The organism is Streptomyces harbinensis, from assembly GCF_900116145.1.
Classification (GTDB): Bacteria; Actinomycetota; Actinomycetes; order Streptomycetales; family Streptomycetaceae; genus Streptomyces; species Streptomyces carpaticus.
This window is the reverse complement of sequence record NZ_FPAB01000004.1, coordinates 537,243-552,515: the sequence shown is the minus strand read 5'-3', so window position 1 is coordinate 552,515 and position 15,273 is coordinate 537,243. Positions and strand designations below refer to the sequence as shown.

Annotated in this window: 12 protein-coding genes, 1 tRNA gene and 1 pseudogene; 5 read left to right on the top strand and 9 right to left on the bottom strand. The window is 72.6% G+C overall.

Annotation, left to right across the window (positions count from 1 at the left end; translation table 11 throughout):
• Positions 1-248: 248 nt before the first annotated feature.
• The 5 genes from BM385_RS13950 to BM385_RS13930 form a co-directional block, all read right to left on the bottom strand.
• Positions 249-1,586, bottom strand: coding sequence for a beta-ketoacyl [acyl carrier protein] synthase domain-containing protein (locus tag BM385_RS13950; protein WP_093843227.1), 1,338 nt, complete (start codon positions 1,584-1,586; stop codon positions 249-251).
• Between the two features lie 69 nt (positions 1,587-1,655).
• Positions 1,656-2,579: an SDR family oxidoreductase gene (locus BM385_RS13945; protein ID WP_093843226.1), complete on the bottom strand. Its 924-nt coding sequence runs from the start codon at positions 2,577-2,579 to the stop codon at positions 1,656-1,658.
• Between the two features lie 50 nt (positions 2,580-2,629).
• Positions 2,630-4,072, bottom strand: coding sequence for an MFS transporter (locus BM385_RS13940; RefSeq protein WP_093843225.1), 1,443 nt, complete (start codon positions 4,070-4,072; stop codon positions 2,630-2,632).
• Complete coding sequence (locus BM385_RS13935; protein ID WP_093843224.1) at positions 4,062-5,582, bottom strand: 4-hydroxyphenylacetate 3-hydroxylase family protein; 1,521 nt, start codon at positions 5,580-5,582, stop codon at positions 4,062-4,064. The genes BM385_RS13940 and BM385_RS13935 overlap by 11 nt, the downstream gene beginning before the upstream one ends.
• 42 nt (positions 5,583-5,624) lie before the next feature.
• Positions 5,625-6,896 (bottom strand): FAD-dependent monooxygenase, encoded by a 1,272-nt coding sequence (locus BM385_RS13930; RefSeq protein WP_217650951.1) that lies wholly within the window; start codon positions 6,894-6,896, stop codon positions 5,625-5,627.
• A gap of 129 nt (positions 6,897-7,025) precedes the next feature.
• On the opposite strand from BM385_RS13930, the gene BM385_RS13925 reads away from it, so the two are divergent.
• Both BM385_RS13925 and BM385_RS13920 read left to right on the top strand, forming a co-directional pair.
• Positions 7,026-7,955, top strand: coding sequence for an AraC family transcriptional regulator (locus BM385_RS13925; protein ID WP_093843222.1), 930 nt, complete (start codon positions 7,026-7,028; stop codon positions 7,953-7,955).
• A gap of 95 nt (positions 7,956-8,050) precedes the next feature.
• The gene (locus BM385_RS13920) at positions 8,051-10,084 is read left to right on the top strand and encodes a cytochrome b5 domain-containing protein (protein WP_093843221.1); all 2,034 of its coding nucleotides are present in this window, start codon (positions 8,051-8,053) and stop codon (positions 10,082-10,084) included.
• Here BM385_RS13920 and rpmF read toward each other — a convergent pair.
• A complete protein-coding gene (gene rpmF / locus BM385_RS13915; protein ID WP_093843220.1) occupies positions 10,056-10,214 on the bottom strand; it encodes a 50S ribosomal protein L32 in 159 nt (52 codons plus the stop codon). The two genes, BM385_RS13920 and rpmF, sit on opposite strands and share 29 nt — an antisense overlap.
• Before the next feature lie 388 nt (positions 10,215-10,602).
• On the opposite strand from rpmF, the gene BM385_RS13910 reads away from it, so the two are divergent.
• Together BM385_RS13910 and BM385_RS13905 are read left to right on the top strand one after the other, a co-directional pair.
• Positions 10,603-11,370 carry a hypothetical protein gene (locus BM385_RS13910; RefSeq protein ID WP_093843219.1) on the top strand — a complete coding sequence of 256 codons (768 nt, stop codon included), beginning with the start codon at positions 10,603-10,605 and terminating at the stop codon, positions 11,368-11,370.
• Complete coding sequence (locus tag BM385_RS13905) at positions 11,367-12,668, top strand: hypothetical protein (RefSeq protein ID WP_093843218.1); 1,302 nt, start codon at positions 11,367-11,369, stop codon at positions 12,666-12,668. Before BM385_RS13910 ends, BM385_RS13905 begins: the two co-directional genes overlap by 4 nt.
• 38 nt (positions 12,669-12,706) lie before the next feature.
• Here the strand turns inward: BM385_RS13905 and BM385_RS13900 are convergent.
• From BM385_RS13900 to BM385_RS13890, 3 genes and pseudogenes are all read right to left on the bottom strand, one after another.
• A pseudogene (locus BM385_RS13900) lies at positions 12,707-13,535 on the bottom strand (lipase family protein).
• A gap of 166 nt (positions 13,536-13,701) precedes the next feature.
• Positions 13,702-13,775, bottom strand: a tRNA-Pro gene (locus BM385_RS13895).
• 57 nt (positions 13,776-13,832) lie between these two features.
• On the bottom strand, positions 13,833-14,762 hold the full coding sequence (locus BM385_RS13890) for a metallophosphoesterase (protein WP_019434028.1): 930 nt from the start codon (positions 14,760-14,762) through the stop codon (positions 13,833-13,835).
• 41 nt (positions 14,763-14,803) lie between these two features.
• Here BM385_RS13890 and BM385_RS13885 point away from each other — a divergent pair, with 41 nt between their 5' ends.
• The gene (locus tag BM385_RS13885) at positions 14,804-15,268 is read left to right on the top strand and encodes a GatB/YqeY domain-containing protein (protein ID WP_019434029.1); all 465 of its coding nucleotides are present in this window, start codon (positions 14,804-14,806) and stop codon (positions 15,266-15,268) included.
• Positions 15,269-15,273 lie beyond the last annotated feature (5 nt).

The following is a 15,273-nucleotide window of genomic DNA, read 5'->3' as shown; positions in this document are numbered from 1 at the left end:
CCTGGAGCGCATCGGACAGTCGGATGGGTCGACGGGAAGCACGGACGTCGACGGTCGGGGCGTCGCGCGACACGACGGCGCCCGTGAGTGGCGTGGGGAGGTGTGGAGCGTGGGGCGCGCGAGGTGCGGCGTCCGCGCACGGCACGTGGGGATGCGGCGGCGCGCGGGCCGGCGCGTGCGTGCGGGCGTGAGGGGGCGGCCGCGCGCTGGGGACGCGGCGGCGGGGGCGCGTGGCGGCGGGGCGCCGGTCAGGTGGCCGGCGCGGCCGAGGTGCGGGACGGTGGTGGTGGTCCGGTGTCCGGGTCGGCGGCGGGTGCCGCGCGCAGAACCAGATGGACGTTGACTCCGGAGATGCTCTGGCCGTTGACGGCTGCCGGCGCGGGAGCGGAGTCGGGGCCGGCCCCGGTACCGGTGGGCACGGTGGGCAGTGGCCGGGTGGCGGTGGGCACCGTGATCGGCAGCCGGTCCCAGTCCACGTACGGCGAGGGGGTGCTGAAATGCAGGCTCGGTGGCACGGTGCGGTGCTCCAGGCACAGCACCGTCTTGATCAGGCCGGCCACTCCGGCGGCGGCCTCGCAGTGCCCGATGTTGGTTTTCACGGAGCCCACCAGCAGCGGATGCCCCGGGGGTCGCCCGGGTGCCAGCTCCTCATTGAGCGCGGCCAGCTCCACCCGGTCGATGCCGGTTCCGGTGCCGTGCGCCTCGACGTACCCGACGCTGCCCGGCGGGACGCCGGCCGCCTCGTACGCCCAGCGCATCGCCAGCCGCTGACCGGTGACTGACGGGTCGGTGAGCCGTTTCTTGGTGGCGCCGTCGTGGCTGATGGCGCTGCCGAGCAGGACGGCGCGTACCCGGTCGCCGTCGGCGAGCGCGGTACGCAGCGGCTTGAGCACCACCACGCCCGCTCCGTCCGCGCGGACGAAACCGTCGGCCGACGCGTCCGCGAACTTGCAGCGGCGGTCGGCGGCGAGCACCCCCGCCCGGTCGAAGAGGTCCCCGGCGACCGGGGAGAGGATGGCGTTGACGCCGCCGGCCAGCGCCAGCGTGGACTCGCCGGCCCGCAGGCTGGTGCAGGCGAGATGGACGGCGGCGAGCGAGGACGCCTGGCCGGTGTCGAGGGTGACGCTCGGGCCGTGCAGTCCGAGGGCGTACGACAGCCGGCCGGCGAGGACGGAGCGCTGCTGGCCGCCGTCGGTGAGGGCGGTGAGCGGATCGAGCCGGCGTTCGGCGCGGGTCTCGCGCAGTCGTTCCCAGTGGTCGGCCTGGCTCTGGCCGGCGAAGACGGCGGTGCGGGTGCCGGCCAGGGCGGCCGGATCGGTGCCCGCGTCGGCCAGCGCTTCACGAGCCGTGTGCAGGAGCAGGTGCTGTTGCGGGTCGGTACCGCCGGTGGCGGCGGTGCCGGGCGGGTCCGTGCCCGGCGTCCGGCCGTCGAGGCCCTCGATGTGCGGTCCCGGTGCCTCAGCGCCCCGGCACAGCAGTTCCCACAGCTGCGCGACGCCGGCCGCCCCCGGCAGTCGGCAGGCCATGCCGATGACGGCGATCGGCTCGGCCGCCGCGGACGGAATCCCGGTGTGATGTGCGGACATGGTCGTTCCCCCTCTCGCTGATGTCCGGTGGCCGGCGCGGAGTGGTCCGGTGCCGCGCCGGCCTCCGGGTCAGTCGGCCGCTCTGGCCCAGGTCTGCCAGGGCTGCGCGCCGATCCACTCCAGTGCCGGTGTGAGGCGGACGCCCAACTCATGCTCAACATCGGCCGGCTCCGGATCCAGCAGGTGCGCGGCCGTACCGCCGGCCACGTGGTGGTAGATGCCGGCCACCCCGGCGGCAGCCGCGCTGCCCACGACCTGCGCGAGACCCTCCTCGAACCGGGCGACCTCCAGCGGCACGTAGGTGACCTCCCGCGCCAGCGCCCGGCCGAACCGGTCGGCGAGTTCCGGGCCGGTGAGGACCTCCGCGCCACCGACGTTCAGTACCCGGCCGACCAGGTGCTCCGCCTCGAAGGCGGCGGCCACGACGGTGGCGAGGTCCTGGTGCGACATCCACGCCACGCGCTGGCCGGCGGGCAGCGGGTACGCGAGCACGCCGTCGTTGACCAGGGCGGGGCCGTTCCAGGGGCTGAAGAGGTTGTCGAGGTAGACCGGCGGTCGGATCACCACCGTGGGCACCCCGCTGCCCAGCAGGATCTCCTCGGCGGCCCGGCGGGTCTCGAAGCCGGCGAAGCCGGTGACGGCGTCCGGCAGCGGGGTGTTGGTGTTGTACACGATCCGCTCGACACCGGCGTCGCGGGCCGCGTCGGCGATGTTGCGGGCGTAGCGGGCAACGGTGTCCGCCGCGTACTCCAGGGGCATCACCACGGCGGCGTGGGTGACGCCGTCGAAGGCTTTGCGCAGGTCCTCGGCGTTGCCGAGGTCGGCGGCGACCGGGGTGACGAGAGGGGCGCCGGCGGTGTCGGCGCGTCCGGGCTGCCGGGCCAGGCCGCGCACGGTGTCGCCGCGTCCGGCCAGCAGCCGGGCGACCGCGCCGCCTTGGAAGCCGGTGGCTCCGGTGACGAGGTAGCACCGCTCTCGGCGGGTGTGGGTCATGTGTCTGTCTCCCTTGATCGGGTCGGGGGTGGGGGCGGCCGGCGCCCGGCTCAGGGGGCGGTCCGGGAGCCGCGGGTGGCGGATTCGCCGATCGCCCCCGGGGCGGCGGCCGGCGGATCGGGGATCACCAGCCGCGTGCTGAGCAGGCCGGCGACGACGGCGACCGCGGCGCCGACGAGGAAGGCGGTGCCGAACCCCTCGGTGAGCGCCACGCCCGCGTCGGTGGCGTCGCTCGCCCCGGTACGGGCGGCGGCCACTCCGGAGAGCACGGCGAGGCCGATGACCGAGCCGAACTGGAGGCTGGTGTTGACCAGTCCGGAGGCCAGGCCCGCCTCGTGCTCGGCAGTGCCCAGGGTGGCGGCCACGTTGGTGGTGATCGACACCAGCGGCAGCGCGACGCCGAGGATCAGCGAGGGTGGCAGTACGTCGGTGACGAACGATCCGTCCGCGCTGAGCAGTGACTGCCAGGCCATCCCGAGGGCCACCAGCGCGAAGCCGGCGGTCATCACGCCGCGCAGCCCGAACCGTCCGATGAGCCGGTCCGCGAACGACGCGGTCACCACCACGACCAGCGACAGCGGCAGCAGGCCGAGGCCGCCGATCACCGGCTCGTGGCCGAGTACGGCCTGGAGGTACAGGCTGACCAGGAAGAACATCGGGAACAGCGACATCTGCCAGAGCGCCGCCAGCAGATTCGCCAGCCGCAGGGTGCGGCGCCGGAAGATCTCCAGGGGGACGAGGGGGTGAGCGGCCCGGCGCTCCAGCGCGGCGAAAACGGCGAGCAGGACGAGCGCCGCCGCTCCGGTGGCGAGGGTTTCGGTTGCCCGCCAGCCGGTCTCGCCGGCGTTGACCAGCGCGTAGGCGAGCAGGGCGAGCCCGAGGGTGACGGTGACGGCGCCGGGCAGGTCGATGCCGCGGCCGTCCGTCGCCGGCCGGTCGGCGGGCAGCAGCCGGCGGACCGGCAGCATCAGGGCGATGCCGACCAGGACGTTCATGGCGAAGGTGGATTCCCAGCCGAGCCAGCTGGTGAGCACGCCGCCGAGCACCGTGCCCGCCGCGCCGCCCGCGCCCGCCATGGCGGCGAAGATGCCCAGTGCTCGGTGCCGTTCCGGGCCGTCCTGGAACAGCATCAGCAGCAGCGCGAGCGCGGCGGCGGCGGCCATCGCGGCGCCGACGCCCTGTGCGGCGCGGGCGGTGATGAGCAGGGCGGCGCTGTTGGCGACGGTGCCGAGGACGGAGGCGGCGGTGAGGGTGGCCAGCCCCATGACGAACACCCGGCGCCGGCCCAGCAGGTCGGCGGCCCGGCCGCTGAGCAGCAGCAGCCCGCCGAAGGAGACGAGGTAGGCGTTGGCCACCCAGGACAGCGCGGCGGGCGAGATGTCCAGGTCGCGGCCCATGGAGGGGGCGGCGACGTTGATGACCGAGGTGTCGAGCAGCAGCAGGAACTGGGTGCAGGCCAGCAGGGCGAGTGCCCGCCGGTGGTCAGCTCGCACGTCCGGCCCCCGTTTCGGCCGCTCCGGCCGGCCCGCCGCCCAGGTCGTAGCCGTCCAGGCAGGACTGGGTGAAGGCTTCGAGCCGCTCGGGGTCGCCGTCGCGGACAATGCCGGGCAGGTAGACGTGCGGGGCGCCGTGGTAGAAGCGCTCGTACTGCTCGTGACGGGAAGCGAACTCGGAACCCAGCGCGTCCCAGGCGAGTTTGAGCAGCTTGATGCGCTGCTCGGAGGGGGTGCCCGGGGAGCGGACGTACTTGGCGACTAGCGGGCCGAGTTCGGGGTGCGTCAGGTCGTAGCCGGAGGCGGGCAGCTGGATCAGGCCGCCGCCGGCCAGCATCTTGACCTCGGCGATGACCTTGGGGTAGAGGTCACCGGCCATGGCGCGGTGCGCGGAGGCGATCTCGCGGTTGATGTGCACCGGCCCCTCGGGGTCGGTGCCGACCCGTTCGTAGGCGCTCTCGGCGGCGAGCACCATCGACTTGGCGATGTTGAGCCAGCCGATGAGCCGGCCGATCTGCATCTGGACCGGCGGCAGTTGATAGGTGTTGTTGGACTTGGCGATCAGGATGGCCAGGCCGGTGAGGAATTCCAGCTTGGTCCAGAAGCGGACCGCGGCCTGGTGCACGAAGTTGTGGTACGCGGGGGTGCCCCACCACATCAGGAAGCTGGCCTGCACATCGCGGTAGGTCAGCACCCGTTCCCAGGGCACGAACACGTCGTCGCACACCAGCAGCGCGTCGTTCTCGTCGAAGCGGGAGGACAGCGGGTTGTCGAAGACGCTGCGGGCGCTCGCCTCGTAGGAGGCGCGGGAGATGAACTTCAGACCCGGGGTGTCGATGGGCACCGAGAAGGTCAGGGCGTGTTCGACGTCCTGCGGGGCGAGCGGTTCGATGGTGCCGACGATGACCTCGTCGCCGAAGACCGCCGCGGTGCCGATCATCTTGGCGCCACGCACGATGATGCCGTCGTCGCGCTCCTTGACGACGCGGACGTACAGATCGTTCTCCTCCTGTTCGGAGGCGGATCTGGTGCGGTCGATCTGCGGGTTGGTGATGGTGAAGGCCTGGTAGAGGCTTCCCTCGCTCATCCGACGGTAGTACGCGGCGAGGTTGTCCCGGCCGTCGAAGCCGCCGTCCGTACCGGCGAAGATCTCCGGGGCGGAGACGAAGCCGGCGATCCCGGCGGCCATGTAGTCGGGCGAACGGCCGAGGAAGCCGTAGCCGGCCTCGGACCAGGTCTTGAACGCCTTCCGGCGCCCTACGAGGTCGTCGGCCGAGCGCGGCACGTGGTAGGCGCGCAGGATCCGGCCGTGCGGGTCCGCGCCGTTCCCGGGCACGGTGAGGACATCCCGCAGCTTCTCGTCCCGGGCGAGGTCGTACAGGTGGGCTATCGACCGGGCGGTGTTGCGGAAGGCCGGGTGCTCGGTGATGTCCTTGACGAGTTCGCCGTCCAGCCACACGGACCGTCCGTCACGCAGGGAGTCGAGGTAGTCCTGGCCGCTGCGGGTCATGTCTGCTGTCTCCTGGTCAGGGGTCGGGAAGAGGTGCGGGTTTCAGGCCGGCGCGGGTACGCCGTACGGCGATGGCTCGTTGGCGGAGGGCGGGTCGAGCTGCCCGGCACGGGCGTAGGCCTCGGCCAGGGCGGCGAGTTCGGCCCGGTCGGCGACCTCGCCGATGTGCCGGAAGCCGTGTGGAGCGCGCTCGCAGGCCAGGTCGATGACGGCCTCGGGGCCCTTGGCGCGGCTCATCAGCGCGAGCCGGTTCATTGCGGGCCGGCGTTCGCGGTCGTAGGCCAGCAGGGCGCGGTCGGGATCCGCCCGGTCGTGTGCCAGCGCGTGGGCGAGGGCGCGGGCGTCGACGATGGCCTGGGTGGTGGCGTTGGATCCCATCGGCGCCATGGCGTGCGCCGAGTCGCCCAGCAGGGTGACCCTGCCGAAGGACCAGCGCGGCAGCGGGTCGCGGTCGATCAGCGGGAACTGGACGATGTCGTCCGGCCCGGCCAGCACCTCGCGCAGCCGCAGATCGCCCACCCGCCAGTGCGCGAAGTGCGGTGCGAAGGCCGTCCGGGGCACCGGGCGGGTACGGTCGTCGGCCTCTCCCGCGGGCGCGGCGCGGGAGGCGGCCCAGTTGACGGGCACCAGGCCGTCGGCGCCGGGCGCCCCGGCCAGCGGGTACACCACCGCCTTCCAGCGGCCGTCGCCCATCACCACCATGGAGTCGCCGCCGAGGAACGACCGGACGCGGGTGATGCCGCGCCACACGACGGTGCCGCCGGAGTGGGGCGCGCCCTCGTGGGGGTAGAGGGCGGCGCGCACGGCCGAGTGGATGCCGTCGGCGCCGATCAGCAGCGCCGCCTCGGTGGTGCTCTCGACGCCGGCACCTTCCCGCCGGTGCGCCAGCCGGACCCGTAATCCGTCCGTTCCCGTGCGCTCGAACCCGGTGACCTTGGCGTCGGTGCGGATCGCGTCCGGGCCGAGCCTGCGGGTAACGGCGTCGGCGAGGATGGTCAGCAGTTCGCCGCGGTGCACGGCCAGTTGCGGGTAGCGGTGGCCGGCGGCCCGGCCGCGCGGCTCGTGCCACACGGTCTGACCGAGGTGGTTGTGGTAGCCGAGGCGGGCGATGGCGGCGGCGCGGGCGGAGACCTGCTCGTACAGGCCGAGTGCGGCGAGTTCGCGCACCGCGTTCGGCTGAAGATTCACCCCGGCGCCGCGCGGCCGGACGGCGGGCGCCGCCTCCACGAGTCGCAGATCGCGAAACCCTGCCTCGTAAAGGCTGAGGGCGGCTGCCAGACCCCCGATCCCGCAGCCGGCGATCAGGATATTCATCGACTGTTCCCCCATACGTCAGTGATGTGTGGCCGGTGTTCCCCCCTCTCCGGTCCCACACCCGTCAGCTTTCATCAGTGCGCGGCTAGGATCAATTAAAAAGAAACCAGCACGACTTAAGGATCATCCGTGGACGAAAAAGACGTGCTCAGCGAACTGCTCAAGCCACTGCGGCTGACGGATACCTACTACAGCAAGTGGCTGGCGGGCGGCGTCTGGGGCGTCGCGGGCCAAGAAGACAGCCATGCCGTCCTGCATTACATGGTGCGCAGTGAATGCTTCATCACCTGCGACGGCGAGGAGTCGGTCCGGCTGCACGAAGGTGACCTCGCGCTGTTCCCGCATGGCACCGCCCACACCTTCTCCGCCGCGCCCGGGGTGACCACCACCCAATTGCACCAGGTGCTGCCCGCGCGCACGGCCGGGAGTTCCCATGTGGTCAGGGTCGGCGACGCCCGGCCGGACACCGAGATCCTGTGCGCGAGCCTGCACTTCGACAGCACCACCGAGCCCGCTCTGTACCGGGCCCTGCCCCGGGTGATCGTGCTGCGCGCCCACATGCTGGGCGACGAGCCCCTGTTACTGCGCACCCTCCAGTCCCTCCCGGCGGAAATCACCCGCACCGCGCCGGGGGCCCGGATGGTGTCACTGCGCGCCTTCGAGATGGTGCTGGTGCTGTCCCTGCGCACGGCGATGGAGCGGCTGGCGGCCGACTCCCCGGCGCTGCGGGCGCTGCGGCATCCAGGTATCAGCCGGGCGCTGACCGCGATGTACGCCTCGTATGCGACCCCGTGGACGGTGGAGACGCTATCCCGGGAAGCGGGCATGTCCCGTTCGGCCTTTTCCCAGGTATTCCGCGAACTGGTCGGCGAGCCGCCCGCCAGGCACCTGATGGTGCGCCGGCTCCAGGAGGCGCGCCGGCTGCTGGCGGACGCCTCGGTGCCGCTGCGGGAGATCCACCAGCTGGTCGGCTACCAGAGCCATGTGGGGTATCACCTGGCATTCCGCAAGGAGTTCGGCATCACTCCCGGGGAGTTCCGTACCCTGCGGACCGGATGAGAATTAACCGGGTCCAGACGATAATTGATTGATTCGCCGGATCCCGTCATTGCAGGGTGACAGGGATCGATAAACCCCGGCGAAAGGGTCCTGCGATGCGCCGTCCACCGTCCCCGGGAGAGATAGTCGACGCAGCGGAAAACCTGTCGAGAAAACAGGGCCATGACAACGCGGGGCCGCTGTCGTGGGCCACCGGATTCACCTCGGCGGCACCCCCCGTCCAGCGGTTACCCGCTTCCCACGCGCTGTGGGACGAGATGGCCGCGGAGCTGCCCGGACTGTACGCCGGGCTGCGGCTGCGCCGCCGCCTGGAGTCGCTGCCCGTCCTGGACGCAGGGCCGGGGGCGTTGCCGGACGCCTTCCTCCAGCGGGCCGCGACCGTCCTGGGCATCCTGGTGCATGCCTACCACCGGGTGGAACCGCGCCACGACACCCCGACACCGGCCTCCGTTCTCACCCCCTGGCACCAGGTGTGCGCACGTCTGGGCCGGGACACGCCCTTCCTGTCCTACCTGGATCTCGTCATCACCAACTGGCGCCCGAGCGACCCGCAGGACACCTCCCCGGCCCGGCCGCTCCTGGTGGAGGACGTACGGCTGCTGGTACCCACCGTCGGCACCGACGAGGAACAGTTCTTCTACCTCACCCAGCTGGAGATGCTCTCGCGCGGCACCCCGCTGGTGGCGGCGGCAGTCGACGCCCACACGGCCGCGGCCCAGGAGGACGCCCGCGCCCTCACCGACCGGCTGCTGCTGATGACCGAATGCGTGCGGGAAATCACCGCGCTGGGGCTGCGTAAGATCGATCCTAGGCCGGGCCGGCGCTTCCATGTCGACCCGGTCGTGTGGGCCAAGACGGTGGCCCCGCTCGCCGTGCCGCTGGTACGGCACGGGCTCGGGCCCAGCGGCACCGCCTCTCCGATGTTCCACCTGCTGGACGCAGTCATCGGGCGCACCGGCTACCGCTCGTTCATCGGCGAGGAGGCGGGCCGGCTACGAGCCAACTACCCAGCGAACTGGCGGGCGTTCATCGACAGCGTGGCGGCGGCGGACATCAGCGGCCACGCGGCGGCCACCGCCCACCCGCCGCTGCACGCGGCGCTGGCGGGCCTGCGCGCGGTGTACGCCGGGGAGAACGGGCTGCTGGCCCGGCACCGGCTGAAGGTGGCCGGCTACCTCAACACCTCGTACCGGGTGGGCCGCGACGTCACCATCTCCGGCTTCCCGGCGGCGGCCCGGGTGGCGGGCGAACTGGCCGCGTCCCGGGCGGAGCGCCCCGCCCCGCCGGCACCCGCTCCCGCCCCGGCGGGCGCCGCACCGGCCGGAGAACCCTCACTGCCCTTCTCCGAAGTGCTGCGCCACGACCACGCGGCGGACCGCCCGTGGATCGTGGTGGACGACGGCGTCTACGACGTGACCGGCTTCCTCGACCGCCACCCGGGAGGTGTCGCGCCACTGCTCAGCTACCTGGGCACCGACGCCACCGGGATCTTCGAGCAGTTGGGCCACCACCGGGACAAGGCGGTCGCGGCCCGGCTGCGGAAACTGCGGGTGGGCCGGATCACCCGGAACGACTCCGAGCCGTACCCGAGCTGGCTGCGCTGGGCCACCGAACTCACCCGGCGCGGCAACGCCTTCCCCACCGACCTCTCCATCCGCGAGGCCCGCACCAGCCTGGCCTCCCAGCCGGCCGAACTCACCCCGTACACCCTCCAGTTCGCTATCGAGGCGCACGAGCGCTTCCACGACCGCACCTACCGCGACATCACCGGTCAGCTCCACCACGACCTGACCGGCGCCCCGGCCTCCCCACCCCCCGCCGACCCGCTCTCCCCCCACCTCTACGCGGCCCTCTCCACCGCGGACCCGGCCACCCTCCGCCGGGCGGAGAAGCTCTGGCGCGAGGCGATCACCCTGGACGGGCTCCTGCTCCACACGGTCCGCGCGGCCCTGATCGCGGGCCTGGCCCACCTGGAGTCCCGCACCGCCACCCCGGCCGTGCTGCTCTCCCACCTCACCCGCGTCACCACGGCGGCCACCGCCTACCACCACGACCTGCACACCCTGGCCCACACCAGCGGACCGGCCCCCGCCGCCCGGACTACAGCAGGCCGCGCCGGTACGCCTTGACGAGGTTCTGCGGTACCAGCTTGGTCTCGCCGTCGACGGTGACCGGCACCAGCTGCGGCACGGTGGCCTTCCACTGAGCCCGGCGGTGCCGGGTGTTGCTGCGGGACATCTTGCGCTTGGGAACGGCCACGGGGTTCCTCCTCGGGAGCACGGACGGGACCCCGGAAGCCTAAATGAACATGACTGCCATTATCAATAACTGAGGCCAGGCGGACAGCTCGTCGGCGATCGCGCACCGGAACGGAATCAAGCCCTCCGCACCGGGAGGACCATCCGGCCACCAGGACCCACGGAGCACTCCCGGCACACCCCCGGCCCGGCCCGGTGCCCTCTCGGACACCGGGAACCACGACGGCCCCACCCACCACGCCACGCCACACGGGCGGTGGCGTTCCGAGCGGACACCGGGCCGGCCGTACCCCAGCCGCCCTGGCCGAGTCCCGCCCTATCCGAAGATCGCCGGCTCTGGTGCCATGGCTGAGGAGCGCTGATCGCACAACCGGCGGCTTGGGGGCACTGTGGGCACATCCACACGGTGGAAGGGACCGGCCGGCGGCCGGTGGAGCAACGCGAGCAGGAGGCTGGCCCGCCTGCCCGAGCAGCCGGCCAAGGCGGCTCAGCGACTGGAATCCATCGCCGACGACCAGCTGCGCGCCCTGCACGAAACGCTGCGCGCCGACCGTTCGGCCTTCGGACTGTACGACGTCGCCAGCGCGGCGGGCGAACAACTGGCCCGCGTCATGGGTTCGCTGGCCGCCGCAGGCGAGGAGTCGGCGGACGCCCTGCTCGCCCGGCTCATCCGCGAGGTCGGCGGAGACGGCGGCACCCTCGCCGACGCCGCGGTACGCCGAGGGCTGGCCACGGCGGTCCGCGACGTCCGGGCTCTGCACCCGGAACTCGACCACGCCCTGGACACCGGCGCGGCGCGCGGCGGTATCGCCTCCGACATTCTGTGCGACCTCTACCGGTTCTTCTTCGCCGGCCTGGTCGCGGAGTTCCTGCGGTCCGTCGTCGCCGAACACCTCAAGCTGGCCGTGCCCGTACTCATCGCCGTCGACCCGGAGGAGAGAATCGCCGGCTCGGTCGCGAACACGGTGCTGGGCTGGTTGCCGAGCCCGTGCGAGAGAGCGGACGCTCCCCCGGAACCCGGCCCGGCAGCGGACCCCTCGCCCGAACCACCCCCCACCCTGCCCGAGATCGCCGCATCGATGGTGCCCGAGGTCGTCGGCCGCGCACTCGGCCTGACCACCGAGGAGACCACCGGAAGAAAGGGAGCCGAGGTATGACGGATTCCGGCTGTTACCTGTGGTGGCGCGACCCCCTCGGGTCGCCGCCGCACGACGGTGCCTGGGCGTCCGTCGACGAGCACGCCTTCCAGCGGTCCGAGCAGCACACCACCGGTCTGCACCGCCTGCCCGGCCCGGTTCCCGACTGGGCCGAGGATCTGTTCCGTGTCGCCCGGGCCATCTTCATCGCCGACAAATACGCCCGCAGGCACCGCGTCCAGGACCGGTGGACCCGCCGCATCACCCTCTCCGTCCCCGTCACGGAACACGACCGGTGGCAGCGTCCCGACGCCCGCACCCACCTCGCGACGCTTCTTCAGAGCCTCACCGGGGACCTCTGGGATCTGGACCTCCGCCCGCTCAAGGGACGGCACATCCAGCCGGCGATGACCGATCCCGGCGAGCAGCGCGCCTCGGAAGTGGCGCTGTTCTCCGGCGGTCTGGACTCCCTCACCTGGGCCGCCACCCGCGCCGTCGCCGACGACCCCCGGCCCCTGCTCCTGGTGATGTTCCGCGAGATCGGCCTCAAGTCCCTCCAGGACCAGGTGTACCAAGCCGTCGCACAACGGGGCCGGCCGGTGATCCTGCTGCGGATGGACCAGACCCCGAAGGGCGACGGGACCCGGCAACGGCTGGAGCCCTCCTCCCGCACCCGGGGGCTGCTCTACGCGGCCGGCGCCATCCGCGCCGCCACCGCGCACGGAGTGGCCACCGTCCACATCCCCGAGAACGGCCAGGTCGCCCTCAACCCGCCGCTGACAGCCGCCCGTTCCGCCGCTCTCTCCACCCGTTCCGTGCACCCGGGGACGCTGCACAGCCTCAATGCGCTCCTGACCGCCGTGGGTGACCACGACACCGGCGTCCAGGTGGTCAACCCCTGGGCCCTGCGGACGAAAGGCGAGGTGTGCGCGGCCGGACTCACCGCGGGTCTCACATCGTCCCAGCTGGAACGCACCCTCAGCTGCGGCAAGCCGCCCGCCCGCCGCAAAGGTGGCCGGCGTCTGGCCAACTGCGGTCTCTGCTTCCCCTGCCTGGTGCGCCGCTCCGGCCTTCTCCACGCGAACGGCGCCGACGGCACACCGTACGAAGCGACGCCTTGGACGGATGTCCTGCCCTTCGACCGGCTCATCGACTGGCGCGCGCTGGAGCGCTGGCTGCGCACCCCCTACACCCGCACGGACCTCCTCACCGACACCCCGCTCCCTCCCGACGCGGACCGGGCAGCCGCGTTCGACGTGATCATGCGCGGGCGGGAGGAGTTGGCCCGGCTCCTGGCGCTCATCTCACGGACCGGGTAGCGGCTCCCGCACAGTTGCCCCCGGCCGGGGTGCGGCCCTCAGCCGAGGTTTTTCTCCAGTGCCTCGATGTACCGCCGCACCGGGTGGTCCCGCAGTGTGTCGCTCGCCGGGGCCAGCATGTCCGCCGTCAGGCCCTTCGCCCGGTCGCCCAGCCCGGTCAGCAGGGGCATGCTGTCGCGCACCTTCCCGGATGTGTCGATGTACCGCAGCGCCTCGACGTGGGTGTAGGCGGGCTCGGGCGGCAGCTGCGGGACGATGTCGTTGTTGTTGACGAAGCGGAACATCCGCTGTGCGAAGTCCTGGTCGTAGACCGCCGCCAGCAGCCGGTCGCAGGTGCGGGGCTGGCCGTACGTGTAGATGCCGTCCGCCAGCAGCCGCGGCTCCTCCAGCCGCATCCGGGCCACCGGCCAGCATGGCCAGCGCGCCGCCGAGGCTGTGGCCGGTGAACCACACCGTCTGACCGTTGTCCCGGAACTCCGCGAGGGTGTCCCGCACCGCCGGGAAGACCGAGTCCAGCGCCTCCGCGAACCCGTAGTCCACATAGCCCGTGCCGCCCGGCCCCGGCCCCGGCCAGGGCGGGGTGGTGGTGTCCGAGAGCCAGTCCTTGATCTGCTCCGGCTCCGTGCCCCGGAAGGCCGTGATGATCATCCGATCGCTGGCCATGGTGTACGCCTGGGTGTCCTGGAGCGGGAACGGCGGCGTGAACCGCGACTCGTGGTGCCGCCGCCGGTCGAACCCCCACACCCCGGCCTGGGAGGCGACGGCGGCCTCGTCCTTGTACGCCAACTCGGCTGCGCGCGCCAGCCCGTAGGCGTGGGCAAGGCTGTACGCCCTGGCGTCCTGATCGATCGTGGCGGGAACGGACACGGCGGGCTCCTCGGCGCCGGGGGAAACGGACGGGACCGTCGTACCCCCGCCGCCGCGCCGGGTGCGGCACGGCCGGCTCCCCGGAACGGACGGACACCGACCCGGCGACAACCCCCGGACATACGTCAGGGGCCCGATCCATGGTCTGGATCGGGCCCCTGGTCTGTCGGGGTGGCGGGATTTGAACCCACGGCCTCTTCGTCCCGAACGAAGCGCGCTGCCAAGCTGCGCCACACCCCGGTGCAGCGAGGATTACTCTACCCGGCCCGGGGGCATACGCGAAATCTGGTTCTGCGGTCAGCTGTCCCGGGGGGTCAGCGTGAGCAGTGAGGCCTCCGGGGGGCAGGCGAAGCGGACCGGGGTGTAGCGGTTCGTGCCGCAGCCCGCCGAGACGTGGAGGTAGGCGCGTTCGCCCGCCGACTCGTGGGTGGAGAGGCCCTTCACCCGGTCCGGGTCGATGTCGCAGTTGGTGACCAGTGCGCCGTAGAACGGGACGCACAGCTGGCCGCCGTGGGTGTGGCCGGCCAGGATCAGGGGGTAGCGGTCGGCCGTGAAGGCGTCCAGGACGCGCAGGTACGGGGCGTGCACCACCGCGAGGGAGAGGTCCGCGCCCGGTTCGGGGCCGCCCGCCACCTCGCCGTAGCGGTCGCGCTTGATGTGCGGGTCGTCCAGGCCGGTCAGGGCGATCTCGGCGCCCGCGGTCTTGATCCGGCCGCGGGTGTTGGTGAGGTTGACCCAGCCCGCCTCGTCGAAGGCGTCGCGCAGGTCCCACCAGGGGTTGCGCGGGACGCCGACGGCCGGGGCGTTGCCGTTGAGGCCGTGCCGGCCCTGGACGCGCTCCACCAGGTAGCGGCCGGGGTTGCGCAGCTTCGGGGCGTAGTAGTCGTTCGAGCCGAAGACGTACGCGCCGGGGAACTCCATCAGCGGGCCGAGCGCGTCCAGGGTCTCCGGGACGCCTTCGGGGTCGGAGAGGTTGTCCCCGGTGTTGATCACCAGGTCCGGCCGCAGGGCGGCCAGGGACTGGAGCCAGCGCTGCTTCTTGCGCTGGCCGCTGACCATGTGGATGTCGGAGATCTGGAGGATCCGCAGCGGGCGCATGCCCGGCGGGAGGACCGGGATGGTGACCCGGCGCAGTCGGAAGGACCGGACCTCGTAGCCGGCGGCGTAGGCGAGGGTGGCGGCCCCCAGGGCGGCGATGCCGAGCGGGACGGCGGAGCGAGCACGCATGCGTCCCATCGTAGGCAGGCCCTGCCTGACACAATGATCGCATGACCACGTTGAAGTCCCGGCTCACCGACGATCTGACCGCGGCGATCAAGGAGCGGGATGAGCTGCGCTCCAGCACGCTGCGGCTCGCGCTCACCGCCATCGCCTACGAGGAGACGGCCGGCAAGGAAGCCCGCGAGCTGTCCGACGACGAGGTGCAGAAGGTCGTCGCGCGGGAGGCGAAGAAGCGGCGCGAGGCGGCCGACGCGTTCGACAAGGGCGGCCGGGCCGAGCAGGCCGAGCGGGAGCGCGCCGAGGGCGAGGTGCTGGCGCAGTACCTGCCGCAGCAGCTCGGGGACGAGGAGCTGGCGGCGATCGTCGCGGAGGCGGTGGCCGAGGCGAAGGCGGGTGGCGCCGAGGGGCCGAAGGCGATGGGCGCCGTGATGAAGATCGTGTCCCCGAAGGTCGCCGGCCGGGCCGAGGGCGGCCGGGTGGCGGGGCTGGTGAAGCGGGCCCTGGCCGGCTGACCGCG

What these genes read in the sequence shown, in the direction of transcription:
- BM385_RS13950 (WP_093843227.1), bottom strand. Translation starts at nt 1,586, where the DNA reads ATGTCCGCACATCACACCGGGATTCCGTCCGCGGCGGCCGAGCCGATC.
- BM385_RS13945 (WP_093843226.1), bottom strand. Translation starts at nt 2,579, where the DNA reads ATGACCCACACCCGCCGAGAGCGGTGCTACCTCGTCACCGGAGCCACC.
- BM385_RS13935 (WP_093843224.1), bottom strand. Translation starts at nt 5,582, where the DNA reads ATGACCCGCAGCGGCCAGGACTACCTCGACTCCCTGCGTGACGGACGG.
- BM385_RS13930 (WP_217650951.1), bottom strand. Translation starts at nt 6,896, where the DNA reads ATGAATATCCTGATCGCCGGCTGCGGGATCGGGGGTCTGGCAGCCGCC.
- BM385_RS13920 (WP_093843221.1), top strand. Translation starts at nt 8,051, where the DNA reads ATGCGCCGTCCACCGTCCCCGGGAGAGATAGTCGACGCAGCGGAAAAC.
- BM385_RS13905 (WP_093843218.1), top strand. Translation starts at nt 11,367, where the DNA reads ATGACGGATTCCGGCTGTTACCTGTGGTGGCGCGACCCCCTCGGGTCG.
- BM385_RS13890 (WP_019434028.1), bottom strand. Translation starts at nt 14,762, where the DNA reads ATGCGTGCTCGCTCCGCCGTCCCGCTCGGCATCGCCGCCCTGGGGGCC.
- BM385_RS13885 (WP_019434029.1), top strand. Translation starts at nt 14,804, where the DNA reads ATGACCACGTTGAAGTCCCGGCTCACCGACGATCTGACCGCGGCGATC.